Origin of the sequence: Streptomyces sp. CGMCC 4.7035 (genome assembly GCF_031583065.1) — a bacterium.
GTDB lineage: Bacteria > Actinomycetota > Actinomycetes > Streptomycetales > Streptomycetaceae > Streptomyces > Streptomyces yaanensis.
The window spans coordinates 1,153,336-1,178,661 of the sequence record NZ_CP134053.1 but is presented as its reverse complement, the minus strand read 5'-3'; the positions used below and the strand labels follow the sequence as shown (position 1 = coordinate 1,178,661).

Sequence of the window (25,326 nt, the reverse complement as noted above, 5' to 3'; positions counted from 1 at the left end):
CCGACGTGCCACTGAACAGCTCACGCCGCTGACCAGCTCACGCCGCCGACCAGCTCACGCCGGCCGCAGGTGAACGATGTCCCCCGCGCCCACCGGCTCCTGCACGCCCTCCTCCGTCGCCAGCACGAGCCGTCCGTCGCCGTCGATCGCCACCGCCTCGCCGGTGATGGACCGGTCGCCGGGCAGTTCGGCCCGTACGAGCCGGCCGAGCGTGGCGCAGCCCGCCGCATACGTGTCCTGGAGGCCGCTCGCCGCCGGGTCTCCGCCCGCGGCACGCCACCGGCCGTACCAGTCCTCCAGCGAGCGCAGCACCGCCCGCAGCAGCGTGTCACGGTCCGTGGTGCGGGCGCCCGCGAGGGCCAGGGATGCCGCCGTGGGCACCGGCAGCTCGTCCTCGCGGAGCGTGACGTTGAGGCCGATGCCGATCACGACCGCGTCCTCGCCCGCGCGCTCGGCGAGGATCCCGCCGGCCTTGCGCTCCTCGTCACCGACAGTGACCAGCAGGTCGTTGGGCCACTTGAGTGCCGTGTTCACGCCTGCGGCCCGCGCGAGCCCGGTCGCGACCGCGACCCCGGTGAGCAGCGGCAACCAGCCCCAGCGGGCGATCGGCACCTCGGCCGGCCTGAGCAGGACCGAGAAGAACAGGCCGGAGCGGGCCGGGGCCGTCCAGCTTCGGTCGAGCCGTCCACGGCCGGCGTTCTGCTCCTCGGCGACCAGGACGGTGCCCTCGGCGGCCTTGCCGGCGGCGGCGAGGGCGACGAGGTCGGTGTTGGTGGACCCGGTGCGCTGGACCACCTCGACCCCGGACCACAGCCCGCCCTCCCGCACCAGCGCCCGGCGCAGCGCGGCGGCGTTCAGGGGCGGGCGGTCGAGGTCGGACCAGCGATCCGACCTCGGCTCACGAGGCCCGTTGGGCGGGTTACCTTGTTCATCCGGCGGCATCATCATGCAAGCCACCCTAGGTTTGACATCCTCCACCCCGCATCGGGGATGGATTCCGGCCACTGAGGGCCGAGGTTCACGGGCGCTCGGCCACTCTCATGGTGTCACCCTCCGGCGTGTCCCGCCGCGACGCCGCGACCGTGGACGCGGCCATGGCCTCCCGGCCGCCACCTCCGGAGATCTCACTCCTCAGCTGTGAAGAGGAAAGGAGTGTGGTAAACGCCGCACTGCTGATCGGTAGGCACGCCACTACGCTACGGATGAGTAACCGTACGTACTTCTGAGCATTCTCCTAGCACCTCACCCTCACGTCCCCACTGAGCAGGCAGGGAGCCGCATCCCGATGTCCGAGCCGGAAGAGATCGACATTCACACCACCGCGGGGAAGCTGGCGGACCTCCAGCGCCGTGTCCAGGAGGCGACGCACGCCGGCTCGGAGCGCGCCGTCGAGAAGCAGCACGCCAAGGGCAAGCTGACGGCCCGTGAGCGGATCGAGCTGCTGCTGGACGAGGACTCGTTCGTCGAGCTGGACGAGTTCGCCCGGCACCGCTCGACCAACTTCGGCCTGGAGAAGAACCGCCCGTACGGGGACGGCGTCGTGACCGGCTACGGCACGGTCGACGGCCGCCCGGTCGCCGTGTTCTCCCAGGACTTCACCGTCTTCGGCGGGGCGCTGGGCGAGGTCTACGGCCAGAAGATCGTCAAGGTGATGGACTTCGCCCTGAAGACCGGCTGCCCCGTCATCGGGATCAACGACTCCGGTGGCGCCCGGATCCAGGAGGGCGTCGCCTCCCTGGGCGCGTACGGGGAGATCTTCCGCCGCAACACCCACGCGAGCGGTGTCATCCCGCAGATCTCGCTGGTCGTGGGCCCGTGTGCGGGCGGCGCGGTCTACTCCCCCGCGATCACCGACTTCACGGTCATGGTCGACCAGACCTCGCACATGTTCATCACCGGCCCGGACGTCATCAAGACGGTCACCGGCGAGGACGTCGGCTTCGAGGAGCTGGGCGGCGCCCGCACCCACAACACCGCCTCCGGCGTGGCCCACCACATGGCCGGGGACGAGAAGGACGCCATCGAGTACGTCAAGCAGCTGCTGTCGTACCTGCCGTCCAACAACCTCAGCGAAGCCCCCGTCTTCCCCGAGGAGGCGGACACCTCGGTCACCGACGAGGACCGCGAGCTGGACACCCTCGTGCCCGACAGCGCGAACCAGCCCTACGACATGCACACGGTGATCGAACACATCCTGGACGACGCCGAGTTCTTCGAGACCCAGCCGCTGTTCGCGCCGAACATCCTCACCGGCTTCGGCCGCGTCGAGGGCCACCCGGTGGGCATCGTCGCCAACCAGCCGATGCAGTTCGCCGGCTGCCTGGACATCGACGCGTCCGAGAAGGCCGCACGGTTCGTACGCACCTGCGACGCCTTCAACGTGCCCGTCATCACCTTCGTCGACGTTCCCGGCTTCCTCCCCGGCGTGGGCCAGGAGCACGAGGGCATCATCCGCCGCGGCGCCAAGCTGATCTACGCCTACGCGGAGGCCACCGTCCCGCTCATCACCGTGATCACCCGCAAGGCCTTCGGCGGCGCCTACGACGTCATGGGCTCCAAGCACCTGGGCGCGGACCTGAACCTGGCCTGGCCGACCGCCCAGATCGCCGTCATGGGCGCCCAGGGCGCGGTCAACATCCTGCACCGCCGCACCCTCGCCGAGGCCGAGACCGCCGGGGACGCCGAGGCCACCCGCGCCCGCCTGATCCAGGAGTACGAGGACACCCTCCTCAACCCCTACATCGCGGCCGAACGCGGCTACATCGACGCCGTGATCACGCCCTCCGACACCCGCCGCCACGTCGTACGCGGCCTGCGCCAGCTGCGCACCAAACGGGAATCCCTGCCCCCGAAGAAGCACGGCAACATCCCCCTGTAAACACCGGGACCCTTGGGAGCGGACATGACGATCAAGGTCATACGGGGCAACCCGACCCCGGAGGAGCTGGCCGCCGCACTGGCGGTGGTCCGCGCCCGCGCCGCGGCGGAGGCCTCCATACCGCCCGGCGCGGCGCGGGCGAGGGACTCGTGGGCCGACCCGGCCCGCATCGCCGCCCACCGGCTGCCCCAGCCGGGCCCGACGGCGTGGAGCCGCACGTACTGGCCCGGCTAGGGCGGCCCGGTCGAAGCGCGTACCGGCCCGGCCAGGGCACGTACCGGCCCGGTCGAAGCGCGTACCGGCCCGGCCAGGGCATGTGTGACGCCGGTGGGGCTGTTGTGACGTGGGTGACGCGGGTGGCGCTGGTGGGACCGTCGGTGAGGCCCGTGTGACGCAGGTGGGGGCGGTCCGGGTTCTCCGGACCGCCCCCACCCGTACGGAGTCAAGTTGAGTACGCGTACTCAGGCGCCGCAGCGCGTCACCGACGGACGATCGAAGGCATGCTGTGGTCCGACCCCGAGAACGAGCCGCCGAAAGAACTCCGCGACATGCAGGACATGTTGCGGCGGCTGGGGGTCCTCGTCGCGCTGGCCATGCTGCTGGCGATGATCGTCATCGGCATCGGGTGAGGCGCGCCGATACGCTGAGCGCATGACCGATCAGCCCCGTCGCCGTCTCGTGCTCGCTTCCCAGTCCCCCGCCCGGCTCGGGCTGCTCCGGCAGGCCGGCCTCGACCCCGAAGTCATCGTGAGCGGGGTCGACGAGGACGCCGTCACCGCCCCCACCCCCGCGGAACTGGCGCTCGCGCTGGCCGAGGCGAAGGCCTCCGTCGTGGCGGCCAAGCCCGAGGTGAAGGGTGCGCTGGTGATCGGCTGCGACTCGGTGCTCGATCTGGACGGCGAGGCCCTCGGCAAGCCCGCGGACGCGGAGGAGGCGACGGCCCGCTGGAAGTCGATGCGCGGCCGGGCGGGCACGCTCCAGACCGGCCACTGCGTCTACGACACGATCAGCGGCCGGTACGCGTCCGCCACCGCGTCCACCGTGGTCCGCTTCGGCGATCCGACGGACGAGGAGATCGCCGCGTACGTCGCCTCCGGCGAACCCCTCTACGTGGCCGGGGCATTCACGCTCGACGGCCGCTCGGCGCCCTTCATCGACGGCATCGACGGCGACCACGGCAATGTCATCGGCATCTCGCTGCCCCTGGTCCGCCGCCTGCTGGCCGAACTGGGCGTCGGCATCACGGAGTTGTGGGCACCGCCGGAGCAGTGAGCACGCCGTTCCCGGAGGTCTCGCCCTGCGCCCCGGATCCCTCCGGGGCCGTCTCCCCCGGCTCCTCCGGGGCCCTCTCCTCCGGCTCGGCCCTCTCCCCGGGATCCTCCGGGGCCTTCCCCTGAGCCCCGGCACCGCTCTGGGGGCCGGCGTCCGCGGGAGGCGCGTCGGCCGCCGGGCCCTCCTGGCGGTCGTACGTCATGAGGGTGAGCAGGATCAGCCCGAGCACCACCATCATGAACGCGAACGTGCCCCAGCCGAACAGTCCGACCGTGAAGGCGCCGAGCAGACCGTGCACGACGGCGGCGCTGATCAGGAGGATGCGCCAGAGCCCGGACGGAGAACGGTCACGCACGGCGACCAGCAGGGCGGCGAGCGCGCACAGCACGAAGTAGAGCCCGAAGACGACACCGCCCGCCTTCGACGACAGGGACATCGCGTCAGGGTCGAGCCCGGCCAGGGACATGTGCTGCCGGTCGACGACCGTCCCGAGGATCCAGTTCAGCAGCACGATGCCGAACGCCTCGACCAAGAGGACGATCGCCACGATCCCTGCCACCGGTCTGCGCACCACCGGCCCCACCCACTTTCGAGCGCTCTGCGTGTTACCCCAAGTACGTTCGAGACATCTCGAACGCTACTAACGGGTAAACCCCAGGACAAGAGGCCGGGCGGAAGCAAAGATTCGTTGGGCCATTAGTAGGGACTCCACAAAGAAACACGACCGGCGGCAGGACTACTTCATAGAGACCTTGACCACATGGGAGGGCTAGGGTTTTCCGGTGGATTCCCCTGTAGGGCGGTGCGACAAGGGATTTCGCAGCTTGAGTGAGCCCGGTTTCACGCTCCGTGTGGGCAAGCTCACCACTGAGGACGGGTCGAAACGTCGTGTCGGCAGTCCCTAAACTCGGCTTGTTTCAAGGAGAGGGAGCCATCGTGCGCAAGGTGTTGATCGCCAACCGTGGCGAAATCGCTGTCCGTGTCGCCCGGGCCTGCCGTGACGCCGGGATCGCGAGCGTGGCCGTGTACGCCGACCCGGACCGGGACGCCCTGCACGTCCGTGCCGCGGACGAGGCGTTCGCCCTGGGCGGTGACACCCCCGCGACCAGCTACCTGGACATCGAGAAGGTCCTCCAGGCAGCCAAGGACTCCGGCGCGGACGCCATCCACCCCGGCTACGGCTTCCTCTCCGAGAACGCCCACTTCGCCCAGGCCGTCCTCGACGCCGACCTGATCTGGATCGGCCCCCCGCCGCAGGCCATCCGCGACCTCGGTGACAAGGTCGCCGCCCGCCACATCGCCCAGCGCGCCGGCGCCCCCCTCGTCGCCGGCACCCCCGACCCCGTCTCCGGGGCCGACGAGGTCGTCGCCTTCGCCGAGGAGCACGGCCTGCCCATCGCGATCAAGGCCGCGTTCGGCGGCGGCGGGCGCGGCCTGAAGGTCGCCCGCACCCTCGAAGAGGTCCCCGAGCTGTACGAGTCGGCGGTGCGTGAGGCGGTCGCCGCGTTCGGCCGCGGGGAGTGCTTCGTGGAGCGCTACCTGGACAAGCCCCGCCACGTGGAGACCCAGTGCCTGGCCGACCAGCACGGCAACGTGGTCGTCGTCTCCACCCGCGACTGCTCGCTCCAGCGCCGCCACCAGAAGCTGGTCGAGGAGGCCCCCGCCCCCTTCCTGAGCGAAAAGCAGACCGCCGAGCTGTACGCCGCCTCGAAGGCCATCCTCAAGGAGGCCGGATACGTCGGCGCCGGCACCGTGGAGTTCCTGGTCGGCGTGGACGGCACGATCTCCTTCCTGGAGGTCAACACCCGCCTCCAGGTCGAGCACCCGGTCACCGAGGAGGTCGCCGGTATCGACCTGGTCCGGGAGATGTTCCGCATCGCCGACGGCGAGGAACTGGGCTACGGCGACCCCGAACTGCGCGGCCACTCCTTCGAGTTCCGCATCAACGGCGAGGACCCCGGCCGCAACTTCCTGCCCGCCCCGGGCACGGTCACCACGTTCGCCCCGCCCTCCGGCCCCGGCGTGCGACTGGACGCGGGTGTGGAGTCCGGTTCGGTGATCGGCCCGGCGTGGGACTCGCTGCTGGCCAAGCTGATCGTGACCGGCCGCACCCGCAAGGAGGCCCTGCAGCGGGCCGCCCGCGCCCTGGAGGAGTTCCAGGTCGAGGGCATGGCCACCGCGATCCCGTTCCACCGCGCGGTGGTCACCGACCCCGCCTTCGCCCCCGAACTGACCGGCTCCGAGGAACCGTTCACGGTCCACACCCGGTGGATCGAGACCGAGTTCGTCAACGAGATCAAGCCGTTCGCGGCGCTCGCCGAGGTGGAGGGCGAGGAGGAGCCTGGCCGCGAGACGGTCGTGGTCGAGGTCGGCGGCAAGCGCCTCGAGGTCTCCCTGCCGTCCTCGCTGGGCATGTCCCTGGCCCGCACGGGTCTGGCGGCAGGCGCCAAGCCGAAGCGCCGCGCCGCGAAGAAGTCCGGCCCCGTCGCCTCCGGTGACACCCTCGCCTCCCCGATGCAGGGCACGATCGTCAAGGTCGCGGTCGAGGAGGGCCAGGAGGTCAAGGAAGGCGACCTGGTCGTCGTCCTGGAAGCCATGAAGATGGAACAGCCCCTGAACGCCCACAAGGCGGGCACCATCAAGGGCCTCAGCGCCGAGGTCGGCGCCTCCATCACCTCCGGCGCCGCCATCTGCGAGATCAAGGACTGACACGCCGTACGTGTCGAAGCGCCCGGTGGACTGGAGCAGTCGGTCCACCGGGCGCTTCGTTTCCCCGTCCCCCGTGACGGGTGGTCCAAGCGACTTCCCTGAGGTCGCTCAGGCGGTGCGCGCCCAGCCGAGGCCGATGGGGGTCCCCCTGCTCGAGCGAAGCCGAGAGCTTGGGGGAAGGCGACGACGAGGCCCGCCGCACCGAAGCCGACGCCCAGCAGGGCGAAGGAGAGGACCGTGACGGGCATCAGTCCGCCGGCGTAGCCGACCACGTTGAGCGGCATGGACAGGATCAGCAGCCAGGCGGCCCAGGGCGGGATCACCCGTCCCCGCAGCAGGGCGACGCCGAGCAGCAGCGGGCCCAGCACCGCCACGACGGCCATGGCCCGGCGGCCCGTGGCGGACCCCGAGGTGTAGGCGGCTGCTTCCACGCGTGACGGCGTAGTGGTCATGAGCGTTCCCCCTGACGGCCGCACCCGGACGGAACGGCCTCCCGCCCAGTGAACCGATCCGGCGGGCCGGGAACCATCCCCCAATTCTGACGGGTCGCGACATGACGCCCTGCGCGCGCACGGTCGTCAGTGCGGCCGTCACGCCGGTCGTCAGTACCGCCGTCGCTACGGTCGTCAGTACCGCCGTCACCGCACGTGTGCAGCTGTCCTGCAGCCGTCGGGTCAGTCGTCGAGGAGCCCCAGATCGCGTCCGCGGCGCAGCAGGGCCGCCGTGTGACCCGCCTCCAGCTTGCGGTGCAGGGAGGCGATGTAGCCACGCACAGTGGCGGTGGACAGACCCATCCTTCGGGCGGTCTCGGTCGGCGTGCGGCCGCCGTCGAGGTGGAGCAGGGTGCGGTGCTCCTGGTCGGTCACGCCGGCGAGGCGGGCGGCGGCGCGGCGCGCGGCGAGGTCGCGCAGGACCAGGAGGGCCGGCAGGCCCGGGGCCGCCGGGGCGTGGGGACGGACCTCGACCTGCCGTACGACGAAGGGGTCCGGGCCGGTGAGCCGACGGTCGTCGCGTACGACGGGCAGCAGGGATGCGGCGGTGGCGTTGAGCGGGTACGGCAGTCCGTCTTCGCCGACGACGGCGACGCCATGGCCGCGACTGCCGACGAGTTCCAGGGCGACGGCGGACAGGAGCAGCAGCCGTTCGCGCTGCCGCAGGCGGTGTTCGGCGGCGGCGAGTTGGAGCTGGGCGAAGCCGAGGAGGTCACGGTCGCGGTCGGAGAAGTCCTGGCCGGAGCGGACCAGGGCGTAGCCCTCGACCGTGACCAGGTCCGATCCGGCGGACGCGACCAGGTGGCGGCGCATTCCGAAGGGGCGGAAGTCGAGGTTGTAGCAGTGGGTGCGCTGCCACTGCCGGTCGCCGGCCACGTCGCTCACCCGCCAGGCCTCCGAGGTCGGCGTCTGGAGCATGACCTCGGTCAGCGGGTGGTCCAGTGGGTGTTCGTAGATGACCATCGGGTCCTCGTGGAAGGACTCCTGGGGGTAGGAGAGCGTGCGCAGTCCACCCCCGTCGCCCCCGTCGACCGAGAGGCGGTAGCACTGCGCCGCGTCGGCGGGTATCAGCTCCATCAGTCCGTGCAACGCCCGCTCCTGCAACTCGGCGGCGGACGCGCCTTCTTCTGCCTCCCGTACGAGCGACAGCACGCGCTGACCGTCCGCACCGCTGATCTCCATGCCCACGCTCCCGGCGCTGCTCTCGCCCTGGGACACAGTTCCGAGAAGAAGGTACGGCTTTCCGCCGCCGCTGGGAGGTGCTTCGGGTCGCTCTTCCCCGAACGGGGGACGGTGGATCACTGCGGAGGAATACGCAGGTGACAGCCGTGGAGGCCGGACATCAGGAGGGACTGCCGGGCCTTGCGGGGCCTTGCGGGGCCTTGCGGATCGGCGGGCCGCCAGGGTGTCGAAGAACCCGGGCGGACGCGAATCGGCCCGTGCTGCCCGCACTCGCCCGCCGGGGCAGTCGCCCACTGCCGTCAGGCGTTCACTGCCGTCAGGCGTTCACTGCCGCCGGGTGCCCGCGGGGCCGGGCACCGGTCGGTCATCGAGTCGGCCCTGCGGGCCGGAGGCTGCCGCACGGCGTACCGAACTCCCGCCCGGCAGGACCTGCACAGCGCCGAACGCCCGCGCGGCGGCTACCGGCGGCGTAGGTCCGCGACGCGGGCGCGCTCTCCAGAGGGCGGCTCCCCCAGGACCGTCGCGCTGCGCAGTTGCGGGCCGGCGCCGGGGACCTGGCTGCGGCGTGGGCCGGGGAGGGGCACGTCCCGGCGCGGCTGACGCCCCGCCGGGCCCGTATCGCCTCCCGCCGAACCGCCGCCCGCCGCCCCGGCGACCGCGATCTGCACGCCCTGATCGGCCAGGGCCTGCAACTCGGTGGCCGCGCGGTCGTCGTGCGCGGGCGGCTCGTCGGTGACCAGCCGGGTGATCACGTCCGTCGGCACGGTCTGGAACATCGTGTCCGTGCCGAGCTTGGTGTGGTCGGCGAGGACGACGACCTCCGCGGCCGCCTGCACCAGCGCGCGGTCGACGGACGCCGACAGCATGTTGGACGTGGACAGACCGCGCTCGGCGGTGAGCCCACTGCCGGACAGGAAGGCTCTGGAGACCCTGAGGCCCTGGAGGGACTGTTCGGCACCACTGCCCACGAGGGCGTAGTTGGAGCCGCGCAGAGTGCCGCCGGTCATCACGACCTCGACACGGTTGGCGTGGGCCAACGCCTGGGCCACCAGCAGGGAGTTGGTGACGACGGTCAGCCCGGGCACCCGCGCGAGCCGGCGCGCCAGCTCCTGCGTGGTGGTCCCCGCCCCGACCACGATGGCCTCACCCTCTTCGACGAGACCCGCGGCGAGATCGGCGATGGCCGTCTTCTCGGCGGTCGCGAGATGCGATTTCTGCGGAAAGCCGGACTCTCGCGTGAACCCGCCCGGCAATACCGCACCGCCGTGCCGGCGGTCGAGGAGTCCTTCTGCCTCCAGTGCGCGCACGTCCCGCCGTACGGTCACTTCGGAGGTCTGGACGACGCGCGCGAGCTCACGGAGCGACACGGCCCCGTTCGCTCGCACCATTTCGAGGATCAATTGGCGACGTTCTGCAGCGAACACGAAACTGACAGTAACCCCAACGACCGTCTGGTTTCAGCAGTTTGCGCCGAATAACAGAAGTTGTTCGCACGGCAGGGCGGAAAGTGGTATACGCGCCCAGTCCGGGCGCCTATGCCGTACGCATCGTCGGCGACTCCCCGTGACCGGCCGCCGCCCACGCCGGGACAGGCACCCATGACGGGCCGCCGCCCATGCCGAGCCTGCCCCGCCGCCCACGCCGGGGCAGGCGGGGACCGTCAGGCCTCGCCCGCGGTCTTCCGGGTGTGCAACTGCCGTGCCACCTCGGCGATCGAGCCCGACAGGGACGGGTACACGGTGAAGGCGTTCGCGATCTGTTCGACCGTCAGATTGTTGTCGACCGCGATCGAGATGGGATGGATCAGTTCGGACGCGCGCGGTGCGACGACCACACCGCCGACCACGATCCCGGTGCCGGGGCGGCAGAAGATCTTGACGAAGCCGTCGCGGATGCCCTGCATCTTGGCGCGCGGGTTGCGCAGCAGCGGCAGCTTGACGACCCGGGCGTCGATCTTGCCGGCGTCGACGTCGGCCTGGCTGTAGCCGACGGTGGCGATCTCGGGGTCGGTGAAGACGTTCGAAGAGACGGTCTTCAGGTTGAGCGGGGCCACCGCGTCGCCCAGGAAGTGGTACATGGCGATACGTCCCTGCATGGCGGCGACGGACGCGAGGGCGAAGACGCCGGTGACGTCACCGGCGGCGTACACGCCCGGAGCCGTCGTACGCGAGACCTTGTCGGTCCAGATGTGCCCGGACTCGCGGAGCTTGACCCCGGCCTCCTCAAGACCCATCCCGCTGCTGTTGGGGATGGCACCGACGGCCATGAGGCAGTGCGACCCGGTGATCACGCGCCCGTCGGCGAGGGTGACCTCGACCCGGTCGCCGACGCGCTTGGCGGACTGCGCGCGCGAGCGGGCCATGACGTTCATGCCGCGGCGGCGGAAGACGTCCTCCAGGACGGCGGCGGCGTCGGGGTCCTCGCCGGGCAGCACACGGTCGCGCGAGGAGACGAGGGTGACCTTGGAACCGAGGGCCTGGTAGGCACCGGCGAACTCGGCACCGGTGACACCGGAGCCGACGACGATGAGCTCCTCGGGCAGCTCGTCCAGGTCGTAGACCTGGGTCCAGTTGAGGATCCGCTCGCCGTCGGGCTGGGCGTCGGGCAGCTCGCGCGGGTGACCGCCGGTGGCGATGAGCACGGCGTCGGCGGTGAGGGTCTCCTCGCTGCCGTCCGCGGCCCGGACGACGACCTTGCGCGACCCGTCCAGCGCCTGCATGCCCTCCAGCCGGCCGCGGCCGCGCACGACCCGGGCACCGGCGCGCGTGACGGAGGCGGTGATGTCGTGGGACTGGGCGAGCGCGAGCCGCTTCACCCGTCGGTTGACCTTCCCGAGGTCGACGCCGACGACGCGGGCGGCCTGCTCCAGGTGAGGGGTGTCGTCAGCCACGATGATGCCGAGCTCTTCGTACGAAGAATCGAAGGTCGTCATCACCTCGGCGGTGGCGATGAGCGTCTTCGACGGGACGCAGTCGGTGAGCACCGACGCCCCGCCCAGACCGTCGCAGTCGACGACGGTCACCTCCGCGCCGAGCTGCGCCGCCACCAGCGCCGCTTCATATCCGCCGGGTCCGCCACCGATGATCACGATCCGAGTCACGTACCCCATTGTCCCGCACGTCCGGGGTGCTTCTCCTCCGGGGGCGGCCCGAGCTACTTCTGTTACAGGAGAGGCGGACGTGGCACTGACGTACCCTCGACTCCATGTCGCTCTACGCCGCGTACGCCGGCAACCTCGACGCGCGGCTGATGACCCGCCGCGCACCGTACTCGCCGCTGCGTGCCACAGGCTGGCTCAACGGCTGGCGGCTGACCTTCGGGGGTGAGCACATGGGCTGGGAGGGCGCACTCGCGACGATCGTCGAGGACCCGGTCTCGCAGGTCTTCGTCGCGCTGTACGACATCGCGCCCATGGACGAGGACTCCCTGGACCGCTGGGAAGGCGGAGGGCTCGACGTCTACCGCAGGCTGCGCAGCGTCCGCGTCCACACGCTGGACGGCGAGGAGACGGCCTGGACCTACGTCCTGAACGGCTACGAGGGCGGCCTGCCGTCCGCCCGGTACCTGGGCGAGATCGCGGACGCGGCGGAGTCGGCCGGGGCGCCGCACGACTACGTGATGGAGCTGCGCAAGCGGCCGTGCTGACCGGGACCGGGCCTCGCCGATCCTGCGTTCACGTCGTTCACATCCTTCACGTCCTTCACGTCCTTCACCTCATTCCACCCTCTGATGAGGTTCGTCGGAAACGACAAGACAACGATCGCATTGCCGTGAGCTCCGTCATCTACGCGCGTAGGCCGGGACCGGCTACTCTCATGCGCGTGAACGCATCTCTTCTTCCGGACGACATCCAGGGCGACCCCTACGCGGCCGCCGACGCCGCCGCCGCGCGCCTGCGCGAACTGACGGGTGCCGAGACCCACGACGTCGCCCTCGTGATGGGCTCCGGCTGGGCCCCGGCCGTCGATGCCCTCGGCGAACCCGAGGCCGAGTTCCAGGTCACCGAGCTTCCCGGCTTCCCGCCGCCCGCCGTCGAGGGCCACGGCGGCAAGATCCGCTCCTACCAGATCGGTGACAAGCGGGCCCTGGTCTTCCTGGGCCGTACGCACTACTACGAGGGCCGCGGCGTCGCCGCCGTCGCGCACGGCGTCCGCACCGCCGTCGCCGCCGGCGCCAAGACCATCGTGCTCACCAACGGCTGCGGCGGCCTGCGCGAGACCATGCGCCCCGGCCAGCCGGTCCTGATCAGCGACCACATCAACCTGACCGCGACCTCCCCGATCGTCGGCGCCAACTTCGTCGACCTGACGGACCTGTACTCCCCGCGTCTGCGCGCCCTGTGCAAGGAGATCGACTCCTCCCTCGAGGAGGGCGTCTACGCGCAGTTCACCGGCCCGCACTACGAGACCCCGGCGGAGATCCACATGGCCCGCGCCATCGGCGCTGACCTGGTGGGCATGTCGACGGTCCTGGAGGCGATCGCCGCACGCGAGGCCGGGGCCGAGGTCCTGGGCATCTCCCTGGTCACGAACCTGGCCGCCGGGATGACGGGCGAGCCGCTGAACCACGAGGAGGTCCTCCAGGCGGGCCGCGACAGCGCCACCCGCATGGGAGCGCTGCTGGCCCAGGTGCTGAACCGGCTGTAGGGCGCTGTCAGCCGGGGTGACGGTCGCTGGGGGCTGCCGCCCCCGGACCCGCGGTCGGCACTTCCCAGGACGGGCTGATCGCGCCGACCCAGGGCCGAAAAGTGCCGACCTCGCCGACCGGTGCTGAACTGTACGGATACTGCGATACGACGCGCACCCCGCGACGGACACCCGCAAGACGCGCGCCACCCGACGGCCCGCAACCCGACGGCCTGCGGACCTGTGCACCTACCGCCCCAGGTGCCACACGAACCACACAACGAGAGGTTGACCCGACGTGCACGACGAACTCATCGCACGGGCCAAGGCGTGGCTGGCCGAGGACCCCGACGCGGAGACCCGTGAGGAACTCGCCAAGCTCATCGACGCCGAGGACCACGCCGAGCTCGCCGCGCGCTTCAGCGGCACCCTCCAGTTCGGCACCGCCGGCCTCCGCGGCGAACTCGGCGCCGGCCCCATGCGCATGAACCGCGCCGTGGTCATCCGCGCCGCCGCGGGCCTCGCCGCGTACCTCAAGGCCAAGGGGCAGAGCGACGGCCTCGTGGTCATCGGCTACGACGCCCGGCACAAGTCCGCCGACTTCGCGCGCGACACGGCGGCGGTGATGACGGGCGCGGGCCTGCGCGCGGCCGTACTCCCCCGCCCCCTCCCCACCCCGGTCCTCGCCTTCGCCATACGGCACCTCGGCGCGGTCGCGGGCGTGGAGGTCACCGCCAGCCACAACCCGCCCCGGGACAACGGCTACAAGGTGTACCTCGGCGACGGCTCCCAGATCGTGCCTCCCGCCGACGCCGAGATCGCGGCCGAGATCGACGCGATCACCGCTCTCGCCGCCGTCTCCCGCCCGGACACCGGCTGGGAAACCCTGGACGACAGCGTCCTGGAGGCCTACCTCGCCCGCACGGACGCCGTCGTCACGCCCGGCTCCCCCCGCACGGCCCGCACCGTCTACACGGCGATGCACGGCGTAGGCAAGGACGTCCTCCTGGCCGCCTTCGCCCGGGCCGGCTTCCCGGAACCCGCCCTCGTCGCCGAGCAGGCCGACCCCGACCCGGACTTCCCGACCGTCGCCTTCCCGAACCCGGAAGAGCCCGGCGCGATGGACCTCGCCTTCGCGAAGGCCCGCGAGACGAACCCGGACCTGGTCATCGCCAACGACCCCGACGCCGACCGCTGCGCCGTGGCCGTCAAGGACGGCGAGGACTGGCGCATGCTGCGCGGCGACGAGGTCGGCGCGCTCCTGGCCGCCCACCTGGTCACGCGCGGCGCCCGGGGCACCTTCGCCGAGTCGATCGTCTCGTCCTCGCTCCTCGGCCGCATCGCCGAGAAGGCGGGCCTGCCGTACGAGGAGACCCTCACCGGCTTCAAGTGGATCGCGCGCGTGGAGGGCCTGCGCTACGGCTACGAGGAGGCGCTCGGCTACTGCGTGGACCCGGAGGGTGTGCGCGACAAGGACGGCATCACGGCCGCGCTCCTGATCACGGAGCTCGCCTCGTACCTGAAGGAGGAGGGTCGCACCCTCCTCGACCTGCTCGACGACATCGCGGTCGAACACGGCCTGCACGCCACGGACCAGCTCTCGGTCCGCGTCGAGGACCTGTCGATCATCGGGAACGCGATGCGGCGCCTGCGCGAGCAGCCCCCGACCCACCTCGCGGGCCTGTCGATCACCAACTCCGAGGACCTCACCAAGGGCACGGACAAGCTCCCGCCCACGGACGGCCTGCGCTACACGCTCGACGGCGCCCGCGTGATCGTCCGCCCGAGCGGCACGGAACCGAAGCTGAAGTGCTACCTGGAGGTCGTGGTCCCCGTCGCGACGCACACCGACCTCCCGACGGCGCGCGCGAAGGCCGCGGACCTACTGGCGTCAATCAAGCGGGACCTGTCGGCAGCCGCCGGGATCTGAGACCCGATCGTCCCCTGGGCACGTGCGGCGACGTCCGACGCCGCGCGTGCCCGCCGCGTTCCTGGCGTGGCGAGACTCGAAGACATTCGGACGGTGCCGTACCTCGACATCAGAGGGCGATCTCGGCGCGATTCAGATCGAGGAGATCCGGGTCCTGGCGAACCAGTTCCTCCTCGAATGCGTCCCATCCCTTTACGCGGACGAACGCCGCTTCGGACTCACCGATCGGTACGAGCCACACCATGGCCGTCTCCACGCCGTTCTCGAGGACGACCGATGCGAAATCGTCGTCGAAACAGACCGGGAGCGCGGCATAGAGAGCCGTCATGGTGCCCCCCGGAAGCAACGGCATCGGCAGCGGGATCACATCCCCGCGCAACACCGCTTCCCCACTGACCACCAGACGCTCGGCCACCCATTCCAGAACCCCCGGGAGCGGACCGGTCTCGTCGCCCGGCACCGGCCGGCCGCACCCCAGCAGTTCGAGATGCTGAGGCCGGTCCGACACACGGGACGTCAGATGGGTCTTGAACAGGCCGATCGTGGCGTAGCACTGGATCCCGGCCAGGACACCTCCGGTGAAGTAGCCGACCCTCGGGGTGCCTTCGGGGGACTGCTCACTGGGCTCCCAGGCTCCGAGGAGCCGGCCCAGGCGGGATTCGAGATGCTCGATCAAGACAGCCATCGCTATCGGTTACCCATCCTTTTCGAAAACTTCAGCCCGGGCAGCAGCATCCAACCCCCTCAGGCAAGTGGCCGGCTTGGGGGACCATTTAGTGCTGGTCCGGTCCGCCTCGGCAATTTTCAACACCCCAGAGATTCACCGATACTTCGGCACCGTCCCCACCATCGCCTCGGCTTCCCCAGGGGAGCCCGCCAGTTGCCCGGCATGCCAGATCTCCTCGTCGCTCATGCCACGCGCCATGGTGATCGCCTCTTGGAGCCCGTCGGCGTTTCCGGATTTGAGCATTTTGAAGAACCATTTCAGCGACTCGGCCTTGTCCGGGTGGTCGGCAGTGCCGTCCCGGTACCAGCAGGCAGCGACGTACATCGCTCCGTCATGTCCGGACTCGGCGGCCTTCAGATAACAGCGCAGCGCATCGGCATCCTGATCCATGGCCGCGAGCAAGTCACCGAGGACGACATAGGCATCGTCGACACCACCCTCCGCGGCTGATCGCAGCAATGCAGCGACCGCTTGAGGCTCGCGCTTCCCCCACCACAGCTGCGCCAGATTGAACTGCGCATGGGCGTCCCCTTGGTCGGCCGCCTTCTGAAACAGTCGTTCAGCCTCCTCGAGGTCCTGCGGCACTCCCAGCCCGTTCGCGTAGAGATGCCCCAAGCTCCGCTTTCCCGTGGCGCTGCCTTGGTCAGCGGTCTTCTTGAACCAAAAAGCAGCATCGGAGGGATTCTCCTCGAATTCAAGGAGAATCCCTCCGAGTACATTCTGGGCTTCCGTTTCGCCCGACTCTGCCGCCACCGTGAGACACGGGACAATCTCGGCGAGCCGATCCGCAGCAGTCGGATCTCCGCCTTGCGCGGAATCCAGAAGAGCCACAGCAGTTGCCGCGATACCAGAGTGTTCGCCTGTCATTCGAACATGATATCGGCTGCCCACCCTGTCGCAAGGATCGGCCAGTCATTCCCGTACGGCAACATCTCGCTTCGCTTGCGAGGACGTTCACCCTGTCAGCCGGACGGGCGGATTTTCGCGAACTTCTCAGCCAAGGCGGGGCCGAGCTGTTCAACTATGCCGTGCCCTGGCTGACCAGGAAACGGCAGGTTGTTGAGAAAAGAAGTCACGATGACCTCGTTGATCTCAGGGACTTCCCGTCGGCCCTGCTCCTCCAGGAACTGGAGGGTACTTCGCCAGTCCGGTGCTCCAGGCTGGGCGTCGAGAAAGGAGTCCACGGTTGCCTGCGTGACATCCCAGAAGAACACGTGGGAGAGCACCATGCCACCCTCGTTTTCCACATGCGCTTCATAGAGCTCCTCGAACTCGGGGACCCGAGCGACGAGATCCTCCGCCAACTGCAGATCCCCGGACATCAGCATCCTCCAAGATCGGGGTGGTTGATCGGCGGCTGCCTGAGTGCCACCGGACAGGTCTTTGAAGGTGTGTCTGGTCAGTCCTGCCCGGCCTGACCCTGCGGAGCCGGCGTCACGCCGAAGCCCTACAGTTCAACGCCCCCCATGTGCGCATCGCCTCGACCCTAAACGCAGAAAACCCCCGTGCCGATCGGCACGGGGGTTTTCTCAATATTTGTTCGGCGGCGTCCTACTCTCCCACAGGGTCCCCCCTGCAGTACCATCGGCGCTGTAAGGCTTAGCTTCCGGGTTCGGAATGTAACCGGGCGTTTCCCTCACGCTATGGCCACCGAAACACTATGAAACAGACAACCCGACCGCTGCTGTGACTACAGCGGGGTTGTTCGTGGTTTCAGAACCAACACAGTGGACGCGAGCAACTGAGGACAAGCCCTCGGCCTATTAGTACCAGTCACCTCCACACGTTGCCGTGCTTCCAGATCTGGCCTATCAACCCAGTCGTCTACTGGGAGCCTTACCCCATCAAGTGGGTGGGAGTCCTCATCTCGAAGCAGGCTTCCCGCTTAGATGCTTTCAGCGGTTATCCCTCCCGAACGTAGCCAACCAGCCATGCCCTTGGCAGAACAACTGGCACACCAGAGGTTCGTCCGTCCCGGTCCTCTCGTACTAGGGACAGCCCTTCTCAAGACTCCTACGCGCACAGCGGATAGGGACCGAACTGTCTCACGACGTTCTAAACCCAGCTCGCGTACCGCTTTAATGGGCGAACAGCCCAACCCTTGGGACCGACTCCAGCCCCAGGATGCGACGAGCCGACATCGAGGTGCCAAACCATCCCGTCGATATGGACTCTTGGGGAAGATCAGCCTGTTATCCCCGGGGTACCTTTTATCCGTTGAGCGACGGCGCTTCCACAAGCCACCGCCGGATCACTAGTCCCGACTTTCGTCCCTGCTCGACCCGTCGGTCTCACAGTCAAGCTCCCTTGTGCACTTACACTCAACACCTGATTGCCAACCAGGCTGAGGGAACCTTTGGGCGCCTCCGTTACTCTTTAGGAGGCAACCGCCCCAGTTAAACTACCCATCAGACACTGTCCCTGATCCGGATCACGGACCCAGGTTAGACATCCAGCACGACCAGACTGGTATTTCAACGACGACTCCACAACCACTGGCGTGGCCGCTTCAAAGTCTCCCAGCTATCCTACACAAGCCGAACCGAACACCAATATCAAACTGTAGTAAAGGTCCCGGGGTCTTTCCGTCCTGCTGCGCGAAACGAGCATCTTTACTCGTAGTGCAATTTCACCGGGCCTATGGTTGAGACAGTCGAGAAGTCGTTACGCCATTCGTGCAGGTCGGAACTTACCCGACAAGGAATTTCGCTACCTTAGGATGGTTATAGTTACCACCGCCGTTTACTGGCGCTTAAGTTCTCAGCTTCGCCCCACCGAAATGGAGCTAACCGGTCCCCTTAACGTTCCAGCACCGGGCAGGCGTCAGTCCGTATACATCGCCTTACGGCTTCGCACGGACCTGTGTTTTTAGTAAACAGTCGCTTCTCGCTGGTCTCTGCGGCCACCCCCAGCTCAGGAAGCAAGTTCCCTCACCAGGTGTGGCCCCCCTTCTCCCGAAGTTACGGGGGCATTTTGCCGAGTTCCTTAACCATAGTTCACCCGAACGCCTCGGTATTCTCTACCTGACCACCTGAGTCGGTTTAGGGTACGGGCCGCCATGAAACTCGCTAGAGGCTTTTCTCGACAGCATAGGATCATCCACTTCACCACAATCGGCTCGGCATCAGGTCTCAGCCTCATGTGCGACGGATTTGCCTATCGCACGGCCTACACCCTTACCCCGGGACAACCACCGCCCGGGATGGACTACCTTCCTGCGTCACCCCATCACTCACCTACTAACCGCTTGGTTCAGCGGCTCCACCACTTTCCTTTCCCCGAAGGGTCCGGAACGGCTTCACGGCCTTAGCATCACGATGCTCGATGTTTGACGCTTCACAGCGGGTACCGGAATATCAACCGGTTATCCATCGACTACGCCTGTCGGCCTCGCCTTAGGTCCCGACTTACCCTGGGCAGATCAGCTTGACCCAGGAACCCTTAGTCAATCGGCGCACACGTTTCTCACGTGTGAATCGCTACTCATGCCTGCATTCTCACTCGTCAACCGTCCACAACTACCTTCCGGTGCTGCTTCACCCGGCAGACGACGCTCCCCTACCCATCACAGCAGGCGTTGGCCCTATATGCTGCAATGACACGACTTCGGCGGTACGCTTGAGCCCCGCTACATTGTCGGCGCGGAATCACTAGACCAGTGAGCTATTACGCACTCTTTCAAGGGTGGCTGCTTCTAAGCCAACCTCCTGGTTGTCTGTGCGACTCCACATCCTTTCCCACTTAGCGTACGCTTAGGGGCCTTAGTCGATGCTCTGGGCTGTTTCCCTCTCGACCATGGAGCTTATCCCCCACAGTCTCACTGCCGCGCTCTCACTTACCGGCATTCGGAGTTTGGCTAAGGTCAGTAACCCGGTAGGGCCCATCGCCTATCCAGTGCTCTACCTCCGGCAAGAAACACACGACGCTGCACCTAAATGCATTTCGGGGAGAACCAGCTATCACGGAGTTTGATTGGCCTTTCACCCCTAACCACAGGTCATCCCCCAGGTTTTCAACCCTGGTGGGTTCGGTCCTCCACGAAGTCTTACCTCCGCTTCAACCTGCCCATGGCTAGATCACTCCGCTTCGGGTCTTGAGCGTGCTACTCCAACGCCCTATTCGGACTCGCTTTCGCTACGGCTTCCCCACACGGGTTAACCTCGCAACACACCGCAAACTCGCAGGCTCATTCTTCAAAAGGCACGCAGTCACGAGACACCAGCAAGCTGATGTCCGACGCTCCCACGGCTTGTAGGCACACGGTTTCAGGTACTATTTCACTCCGCTCCCGCGGTACTTTTCACCATTCCCTCACGGTACTATCCGCTATCGGTCACCAGGGAATATTTAGGCTTAGCGGGTGGTCCCGCCAGATTCACACGGGATTTCTCGGGCCCCGTGCTACTTGGGTGTCTCTCAAACGAGCCGCTGACGTTTCGACTACGGGGGTCTTACCCTCTACGCCGGACCTTTCGCATGTCCTTCGCCTACATCAACGGTTTCTGACTCGTCCTGTTGCCGGCAGACAACAGAAGAGAGATCCCACAACCCCGCATGCGCAACCCCTGCCGGGTCTCACACGCATACGGTTTGGCCTCATCCGGTTTCGCTCGCCACTACTCCCGGAATCACGGTTGTTTTCTCTTCCTGAGGGTACTGAGATGTTTCACTTCCCCTCGTTCCCTCCACACTGCCTATGTGTTCAGCAGTGGGTGACAGCCCATGACGACTGCCGGGTTTCCCCATTCGGAAACCCCCGGATCAAAGCCTGGTTGACGACTCCCCGGGGACTATCGCGGCCTCCCACGTCCTTCATCGGTTCCTGGTGCCAAGGCATCCACCGTGCGCCCTTAAAAACTTGGCCACAGATGCTCGCGTCCACTGTGCAGTTCTCAAACAACGACCAACCACCCGTCACACACCAAAACCTTGGTGCTTCACCGGGGCCGGCATCGAAGACAGACCTTGCGGCCGTGCCCTCAGACACCCAACAGCGTGCCCGGCCAGCTCCCGTCCGGAGATCATGCGTTCCACGCTCTTACGAGCAGTACTAGCAGCCTCCGACCCGAGGTCCTGGCCGAATAATCAACGTTCCACCCATGAGCAACCAGCATCGGACGTTCGCCGATGTACTGGCCTCTGACCGTGTCCCGAAGAACCCGGTAAGAAGTGCTCCTTAGAAAGGAGGTGATCCAGCCGCACCTTCCGGTACGGCTACCTTGTTACGACTTCGTCCCAATCGCCAGTCCCACCTTCGACAGCTCCCTCCCACAAGGGGTTGGGCCACCGGCTTCGGGTGTTACCGACTTTCGTGACGTGACGGGCGGTGTGTACAAGGCCCGGGAACGTATTCACCGCAGCAATGCTGATCTGCGATTACTAGCGACTCCGACTTCATGGGGTCGAGTTGCAGACCCCAATCCGAACTGAGACCGGCTTTTTGAGATTCGCTCCACCTCACGGTATCGCAGCTCTTTGTACCGGCCATTGTAGCACGTGTGCAGCCCAAGACATAAGGGGCATGATGACTTGACGTCGTCCCCACCTTCCTCCGAGTTGACCCCGGCGGTCTCCTGTGAGTCCCCATCACCCCGAAGGGCATGCTGGCAACACAGAACAAGGGTTGCGCTCGTTGCGGGACTTAACCCAACATCTCACGACACGAGCTGACGACAGCCATGCACCACCTGTACACCGACCACAAGGGGGGCACTATCTCTAATGCTTTCCGGTGTATGTCAAGCCTTGGTAAGGTTCTTCGCGTTGCGTCGAATTAAGCCACATGCTCCGCCGCTTGTGCGGGCCCCCGTCAATTCCTTTGAGTTTTAGCCTTGCGGCCGTACTCCCCAGGCGGGGAACTTAATGCGTTAGCTGCGGCACCGACGACGTGGAATGTCGCCAACACCTAGTTCCCACCGTTTACGGCGTGGACTACCAGGGTATCTAATCCTGTTCGCTCCCCACGCTTTCGCTCCTCAGCGTCAGTAATGGCCCAGAGATCCGCCTTCGCCACCGGTGTTCCTCCTGATATCTGCGCATTTCACCGCTACACCAGGAATTCCGATCTCCCCTACCACACTCTAGCTAGCCCGTATCGACTGCAGACCCGAGGTTAAGCCTCGGGCTTTCACAATCGACGTGACAAGCCGCCTACGAGCTCTTTACGCCCAATAATTCCGGACAACGCTTGCGCCCTACGTATTACCGCGGCTGCTGGCACGTAGTTAGCCGGCGCTTCTTCTGCAGGTACCGTCACTTTCGCTTCTTCCCTGCTGAAAGAGGTTTACAACCCGAAGGCCGTCATCCCTCACGCGGCGTCGCTGCATCAGGCTTGCGCCCATTGTGCAATATTCCCCACTGCTGCCTCCCGTAGGAGTCTGGGCCGTGTCTCAGTCCCAGTGTGGCCGGTCGCCCTCTCAGGCCGGCTACCCGTCGTCGCCTTGGTGAGCCATTACCTCACCAACAAGCTGATAGGCCGCGGGCTCATCCTGCACCGCCGGAGCTTTCCAAGTTCGAAGATGCCTCCGAACCTCGTATCCGGTATTAGACCCCGTTTCCAGGGCTTGTCCCAGAGTGCAGGGCAGATTGCCCACGTGTTACTCACCCGTTCGCCACTAATCCCCACCGAAGTGGTTCATCGTTCGACTTGCATGTGTTAAGCACGCCGCCAGCGTTCGTCCTGAGCCAGGATCAAACTCTCCGTGAATGTTTACCGGTAATCCGGTTCAACACCACGAGAGCGGTGCGAGAGGAGGAATAGTCCCCTCGCACACAGCGTCCTCGCTGTGTTTTTCAAAGGAACCTCGACCATCGGATTGTTCCGACGGACGGGGTATCAACATATCTGGCGTTGATTTTTGGCACGCTGTTGAGTTCTCAAGGAACGGACGCTTCCTTTGTACTCACCCTCTCGGGCTTTCCTCCGGGCGCTTCCCTTCGGTCTTGCGTTTCCGACTCTATCAGATCTTTTCTCGATCCGATTTCCTCGGTGCTTTCCAGGTTCCCGCTCTCGCGTTTCCCTTTCCGGCGATGTTGACTCTATCAGATCCCTCAGTTCCCTTTGGGGCCTGACTCCCTGTCAACCGGGTTGTCTTCCCGGGCCTTTCGGCCGTTCCGACGAGTGAGACTTTAGCGGATCCCTCGCTCCCGAGCTAATCGGGGGCTGCGCCCTCACGAGAGTTCGAACGCGGATTCCTCATTCCGAAAATACGCATGCCAATACACACGACGACGAAGCGCCGGTTCTCGGCTGGTACTTGCGGAATGGCTGTCCGGGGACCGACCGGAGTCGGCACTCACGTCGGACAACCCGGAGGACACTACGGATCGAGTCGGGGCGTGTCAACTCGGCTGACTCGGCTCGGCTCCGCACCGTCCCCTTGAGGCACGACTGCATGGCGGCAGCGGGAATCTTCCCACTCGGCATCGACGGTGACCGTCCGGTCGAGCGGCTTGACGTAGCAGGCGCTGACGATGCGGGCGCACGTGTCCAAGTCGCTGTTGGCCAACCGTCCGGCTGGAGCAGGAACGAGGCGTACTCGCTGTCGAGACCGTGGCCCAGCCGGTCGGCCACGGTCTCGCATGCGCTCCGGACTCGCCGGCGACCTGGGCTCGTCGTAGCGCCAGAGGCCAATTCAGCGCCGGGACAGTCACCGATACTTCTGCGCCGTCCCCACCATCGCCTCGGATTCCCCAGGGGAGCCCGCCAGTTGCCCGGCACGCCGGATCTCCTCGTCGCTCATGCCACGTGCCATGGTGATCGCCTCTTGGAGCCCGTCAGCGTTTCCGGATGTGAGCATTTTGCAGAACCACTTCAGGGCCTCGGCCTTGTCCGGATGGCAGGCAGTGCCGTCCCGGTACCAGCAGGCAGCGACGTACATCGCCCCGTCATGCCAGGACTCGGCGGCCTTCAGATAACAGCGCAGCGCATCGGCATCCTGGTCCATGGCCGCGAGCAAGTCACCGAGGACGACATAGGCGTCGTCGACACCGCCCTCCGCGGCGGATCGCAGCAGTGCAGCGACCGCTTGAGGGTCGCGCTCGACGGCGTCGAAGGTGAGGGAAGCCGTGCGGGCTGCCCCGGCGTCACGCGGAAGCCCCGCAGTCAACGCCCCAGATAGCGTCCGCCAGCCGGGACAGCACGCCACTGGTGCCATTCATAGCCAGGAAACACAGTTTGCCGGTTTCGCTCTCCCGCGGCAGCAGCCGCAGCCCCGGAGGAGAAGCGGCACGCTCACTCGGTGTACGCCGACGTGGGTCGGCCCGAACGACAGCATGCGCCCGTGTGCTCGTCAATGTGCGGGGAATACTGGTCTCCGTTCTGCATCGACACCAGAACGGTACCCCCGGCCGGCGCTGGGGGGAACGGTGATCACCCCCCGCCGCCGGGCGGGGGCGATCACCGTGTCGGCGCTGCTCGTGTCTGCGGGACCGCTTCGCCCCGAACTTGCCGGCCGCAGCGCCAAAGACGAGACCGGATAACGGTTCAGCCTGCCGAGCAACCGGTGTCTGCAGTACGCGACCTCCGGCCGACCAGCCAGCCACGGGTGCCTGATGTCAGCCCTGGAAGCTCAGGCGCGGCACATGTGACGGATCCGCGGGGCAGACGAAGACATTCATCGAGCCCCAACGGCCGACGGTCACCTGAGTGGGGATGTTCGCATCCATGGCATCCGCGGTCGCCCTGTCCTCCAGAGGAATCCAGCTACGGCTCCCACTGTCCCACTCCTTGCTCGCGACGGTGAGAAGCAGGTCCATCTCCCGCCCGCAGTCGCACAGCATCGGAGCCGGGTCGGTCGCGTGCCAGGAGGCGTATCCACCTGCCTTCCAGCCCGGGGCAATCGACAAGTCGGACTGATAGAGCACAGCGTCCTCATCCAGATCGTCCTCGTCGCCCTCCCACGCATCGATCCGCTCGCGCAGCTCCTCCGGCAACAGGCGCAGCTCCTGATGCTCGACCACCTGCTCCGGGTCCAGCACGCAAGCAGCGGGTACATAGCCCTCGGAACCCACGACCTCGGGCTCCGGCTGATCGGTCAGCACGTCGACGACCTCCGCGGAGCGACGCCAGCGCAGCTCCACCGCGGGCTCATGCCGACCCTCGTGCGCGTCGAACGGGCACCACAGCATCTGCAGCAGGTCCTGATCGGCGGGACCTCCCAGATCGGGCACGTCCCGCCGGTACAGCTGAGCCACGGCAAGCATCGGAATGGGATCGGTGTCCTCAAGCCAGGGAGCGTGCCTGCCCCGCTTGAGCGACCTCAGCACCTCGCCTTCCTCATCCGTGGGCCCCGGCCGCTGACCGGGCGCTGGATTGCGGCTCCAGGCCTCTGCCAGGATCCTCCGCCGCAGCCGCACATCCGCCACTCGGTCACCGAAGCGCCGCCTGTGCCTCTGCGTGCACATAGGCCACGGCTCGTGCGCCGGCCAGAGCAGCGGCCCGCCGACCGAGCTCTCCGCAGCGCCGGGCGCGCCCGGCCTTGGATGCAGCCGGGTCGCCGTACGACGGTAGG

At 67.2% G+C, this 25,326-nt stretch carries 19 protein-coding genes and 3 rRNA genes; 9 read left to right on the top strand and 13 right to left on the bottom strand.

Annotated features, from left to right (window positions below):
• Positions 1-54 precede the first annotated feature (54 nt).
• Positions 55-945, bottom strand: a complete 891-nt coding sequence (locus tag Q2K21_RS04730; protein WP_386276039.1) for a biotin--[acetyl-CoA-carboxylase] ligase — start codon at positions 943-945, stop codon at positions 55-57.
• Between the two features lie 340 nt (positions 946-1,285).
• Between Q2K21_RS04730 and Q2K21_RS04725 the strand changes: the two genes are divergently transcribed.
• The 4 genes from Q2K21_RS04725 (at position 1,286) to Q2K21_RS04710 (ending at position 4,150) form a co-directional block, all read left to right on the top strand.
• Entirely contained in the window at positions 1,286-2,878 is a 1,593-nt protein-coding gene (locus tag Q2K21_RS04725) for an acyl-CoA carboxylase subunit beta (RefSeq protein ID WP_310765706.1), read from the top strand.
• Between the two features lie 24 nt (positions 2,879-2,902).
• Complete coding sequence (locus tag Q2K21_RS04720; RefSeq protein ID WP_310765704.1) at positions 2,903-3,112, top strand: acyl-CoA carboxylase epsilon subunit; 210 nt, start codon at positions 2,903-2,905, stop codon at positions 3,110-3,112.
• 266 nt (positions 3,113-3,378) lie between these two features.
• Positions 3,379-3,507 carry a morphogenic membrane protein MmpB gene (mmpB, locus tag Q2K21_RS04715; protein WP_310765702.1) on the top strand — a complete coding sequence of 43 codons (129 nt, stop codon included), beginning with the start codon at positions 3,379-3,381 and terminating at the stop codon, positions 3,505-3,507.
• Between the two features lie 22 nt (positions 3,508-3,529).
• A complete protein-coding gene (locus tag Q2K21_RS04710) occupies positions 3,530-4,150 on the top strand; it encodes a Maf family protein (protein WP_310765700.1) in 621 nt (206 codons plus the stop codon).
• Here Q2K21_RS04710 and Q2K21_RS04705 read toward each other — a convergent pair.
• Positions 4,119-4,709 (bottom strand): hypothetical protein, encoded by a 591-nt coding sequence (locus Q2K21_RS04705; RefSeq protein ID WP_386276031.1) that lies wholly within the window; start codon positions 4,707-4,709, stop codon positions 4,119-4,121. The genes Q2K21_RS04710 and Q2K21_RS04705 overlap by 32 nt on opposite strands.
• Positions 4,710-5,086: 377 nt before the next feature.
• On the opposite strand from Q2K21_RS04705, the gene Q2K21_RS04700 reads away from it, so the two are divergent.
• Both Q2K21_RS04700 and Q2K21_RS04695 read left to right on the top strand, forming a co-directional pair.
• Entirely contained in the window at positions 5,087-6,859 is a 1,773-nt protein-coding gene (locus Q2K21_RS04700; protein WP_310765696.1) for an acetyl/propionyl/methylcrotonyl-CoA carboxylase subunit alpha, read from the top strand.
• A 282-nt stretch (positions 6,860-7,141) separates the two neighbouring features.
• Positions 7,142-7,276, top strand: a complete 135-nt coding sequence (locus Q2K21_RS04695; RefSeq protein ID WP_310765693.1) for a hypothetical protein — start codon at positions 7,142-7,144, stop codon at positions 7,274-7,276.
• Positions 7,277-7,533: 257 nt separating this feature from the next.
• Here Q2K21_RS04695 and Q2K21_RS04690 read toward each other — a convergent pair whose 3' ends face one another.
• The 3 genes from Q2K21_RS04690 to Q2K21_RS04680 all read right to left on the bottom strand — a co-directional run bounded on the left by Q2K21_RS04690 (position 7,534) and on the right by Q2K21_RS04680 (position 11,641).
• Positions 7,534-8,532, bottom strand: a complete 999-nt coding sequence (locus Q2K21_RS04690; protein WP_310765691.1) for a helix-turn-helix transcriptional regulator — start codon at positions 8,530-8,532, stop codon at positions 7,534-7,536.
• Between the two features lie 458 nt (positions 8,533-8,990).
• Positions 8,991-9,956 (bottom strand): DeoR/GlpR family DNA-binding transcription regulator, encoded by a 966-nt coding sequence (locus Q2K21_RS04685; RefSeq protein ID WP_310765689.1) that lies wholly within the window; start codon positions 9,954-9,956, stop codon positions 8,991-8,993.
• Positions 9,957-10,192: 236 nt separating this feature from the next.
• Positions 10,193-11,641: an NAD(P)H-quinone dehydrogenase gene (locus Q2K21_RS04680; RefSeq protein WP_310765687.1), complete on the bottom strand. Its 1,449-nt coding sequence runs from the start codon at positions 11,639-11,641 to the stop codon at positions 10,193-10,195.
• 95 nt (positions 11,642-11,736) lie between these two features.
• On the opposite strand from Q2K21_RS04680, the gene Q2K21_RS04675 reads away from it, so the two are divergent.
• From Q2K21_RS04675 to Q2K21_RS04665, 3 genes are all read left to right on the top strand, one after another.
• The gene (locus Q2K21_RS04675) at positions 11,737-12,177 is read left to right on the top strand and encodes a gamma-glutamylcyclotransferase (protein ID WP_310765685.1); all 441 of its coding nucleotides are present in this window, start codon (positions 11,737-11,739) and stop codon (positions 12,175-12,177) included.
• Between the two features lie 176 nt (positions 12,178-12,353).
• A complete protein-coding gene (locus Q2K21_RS04670; protein ID WP_310765682.1) occupies positions 12,354-13,178 on the top strand; it encodes a purine-nucleoside phosphorylase in 825 nt (274 codons plus the stop codon).
• A gap of 277 nt (positions 13,179-13,455) precedes the next feature.
• On the top strand, positions 13,456-15,087 hold the full coding sequence (locus tag Q2K21_RS04665) for a phospho-sugar mutase (protein ID WP_310765679.1): 1,632 nt from the start codon (positions 13,456-13,458) through the stop codon (positions 15,085-15,087).
• Between the two features lie 109 nt (positions 15,088-15,196).
• Here the strand turns inward: Q2K21_RS04665 and Q2K21_RS04660 are convergent, their stop codons facing one another.
• From Q2K21_RS04660 to Q2K21_RS04625, 8 genes are all read right to left on the bottom strand, one after another.
• Positions 15,197-15,772, bottom strand: a complete 576-nt coding sequence (locus Q2K21_RS04660) for a suppressor of fused domain protein (RefSeq protein WP_310765677.1) — start codon at positions 15,770-15,772, stop codon at positions 15,197-15,199.
• 135 nt (positions 15,773-15,907) lie between these two features.
• Positions 15,908-16,681 (bottom strand): tetratricopeptide repeat protein, encoded by a 774-nt coding sequence (locus Q2K21_RS04655; RefSeq protein ID WP_310765675.1) that lies wholly within the window; start codon positions 16,679-16,681, stop codon positions 15,908-15,910.
• A 95-nt stretch (positions 16,682-16,776) separates the two neighbouring features.
• Entirely contained in the window at positions 16,777-17,136 is a 360-nt protein-coding gene (locus tag Q2K21_RS04650) for a hypothetical protein (protein WP_310765672.1), read from the bottom strand.
• 216 nt (positions 17,137-17,352) lie between these two features.
• Positions 17,353-17,469, bottom strand: a 5S ribosomal RNA gene (rrf, locus tag Q2K21_RS04645).
• Positions 17,470-17,557: 88 nt separating this feature from the next.
• Positions 17,558-20,678 (bottom strand): 23S ribosomal RNA (locus Q2K21_RS04640).
• A gap of 316 nt (positions 20,679-20,994) precedes the next feature.
• A 16S ribosomal RNA gene (locus Q2K21_RS04635) occupies positions 20,995-22,520 on the bottom strand.
• The 16S, 23S and 5S rRNA genes sit together here, the layout of an rRNA operon.
• Before the next feature lie 943 nt (positions 22,521-23,463).
• Complete coding sequence (locus Q2K21_RS04630) at positions 23,464-23,922, bottom strand: SEL1-like repeat protein (RefSeq protein ID WP_310765670.1); 459 nt, start codon at positions 23,920-23,922, stop codon at positions 23,464-23,466.
• A gap of 448 nt (positions 23,923-24,370) precedes the next feature.
• Positions 24,371-25,180, bottom strand: coding sequence for a hypothetical protein (locus tag Q2K21_RS04625; protein WP_310765668.1), 810 nt, complete (start codon positions 25,178-25,180; stop codon positions 24,371-24,373).
• Positions 25,181-25,326 lie beyond the last annotated feature (146 nt).

Coding starts and splice junctions, on each gene's coding strand:
- Q2K21_RS04730 (WP_386276039.1), bottom strand. CDS start 945: ATGATGCCGCCGGATGAACAAGGTAACCCGCCCAACGGGCCTCGTGAG.
- Q2K21_RS04725 (WP_310765706.1), top strand. CDS start 1,286: ATGTCCGAGCCGGAAGAGATCGACATTCACACCACCGCGGGGAAGCTG.
- Q2K21_RS04720 (WP_310765704.1), top strand. CDS start 2,903: ATGACGATCAAGGTCATACGGGGCAACCCGACCCCGGAGGAGCTGGCC.
- mmpB (WP_310765702.1), top strand. CDS start 3,379: ATGCTGTGGTCCGACCCCGAGAACGAGCCGCCGAAAGAACTCCGCGAC.
- Q2K21_RS04710 (WP_310765700.1), top strand. CDS start 3,530: ATGACCGATCAGCCCCGTCGCCGTCTCGTGCTCGCTTCCCAGTCCCCC.
- Q2K21_RS04695 (WP_310765693.1), top strand. CDS start 7,142: ATGGACAGGATCAGCAGCCAGGCGGCCCAGGGCGGGATCACCCGTCCC.
- Q2K21_RS04690 (WP_310765691.1), bottom strand. CDS start 8,532: ATGGAGATCAGCGGTGCGGACGGTCAGCGCGTGCTGTCGCTCGTACGG.
- Q2K21_RS04680 (WP_310765687.1), bottom strand. CDS start 11,641: ATGGGGTACGTGACTCGGATCGTGATCATCGGTGGCGGACCCGGCGGA.
- Q2K21_RS04675 (WP_310765685.1), top strand. CDS start 11,737: ATGTCGCTCTACGCCGCGTACGCCGGCAACCTCGACGCGCGGCTGATG.
- Q2K21_RS04660 (WP_310765677.1), bottom strand. CDS start 15,772: ATGGCTGTCTTGATCGAGCATCTCGAATCCCGCCTGGGCCGGCTCCTC.
- Q2K21_RS04655 (WP_310765675.1), bottom strand. CDS start 16,681: ATGACAGGCGAACACTCTGGTATCGCGGCAACTGCTGTGGCTCTTCTG.
- Q2K21_RS04650 (WP_310765672.1), bottom strand. CDS start 17,136: ATGTCCGGGGATCTGCAGTTGGCGGAGGATCTCGTCGCTCGGGTCCCC.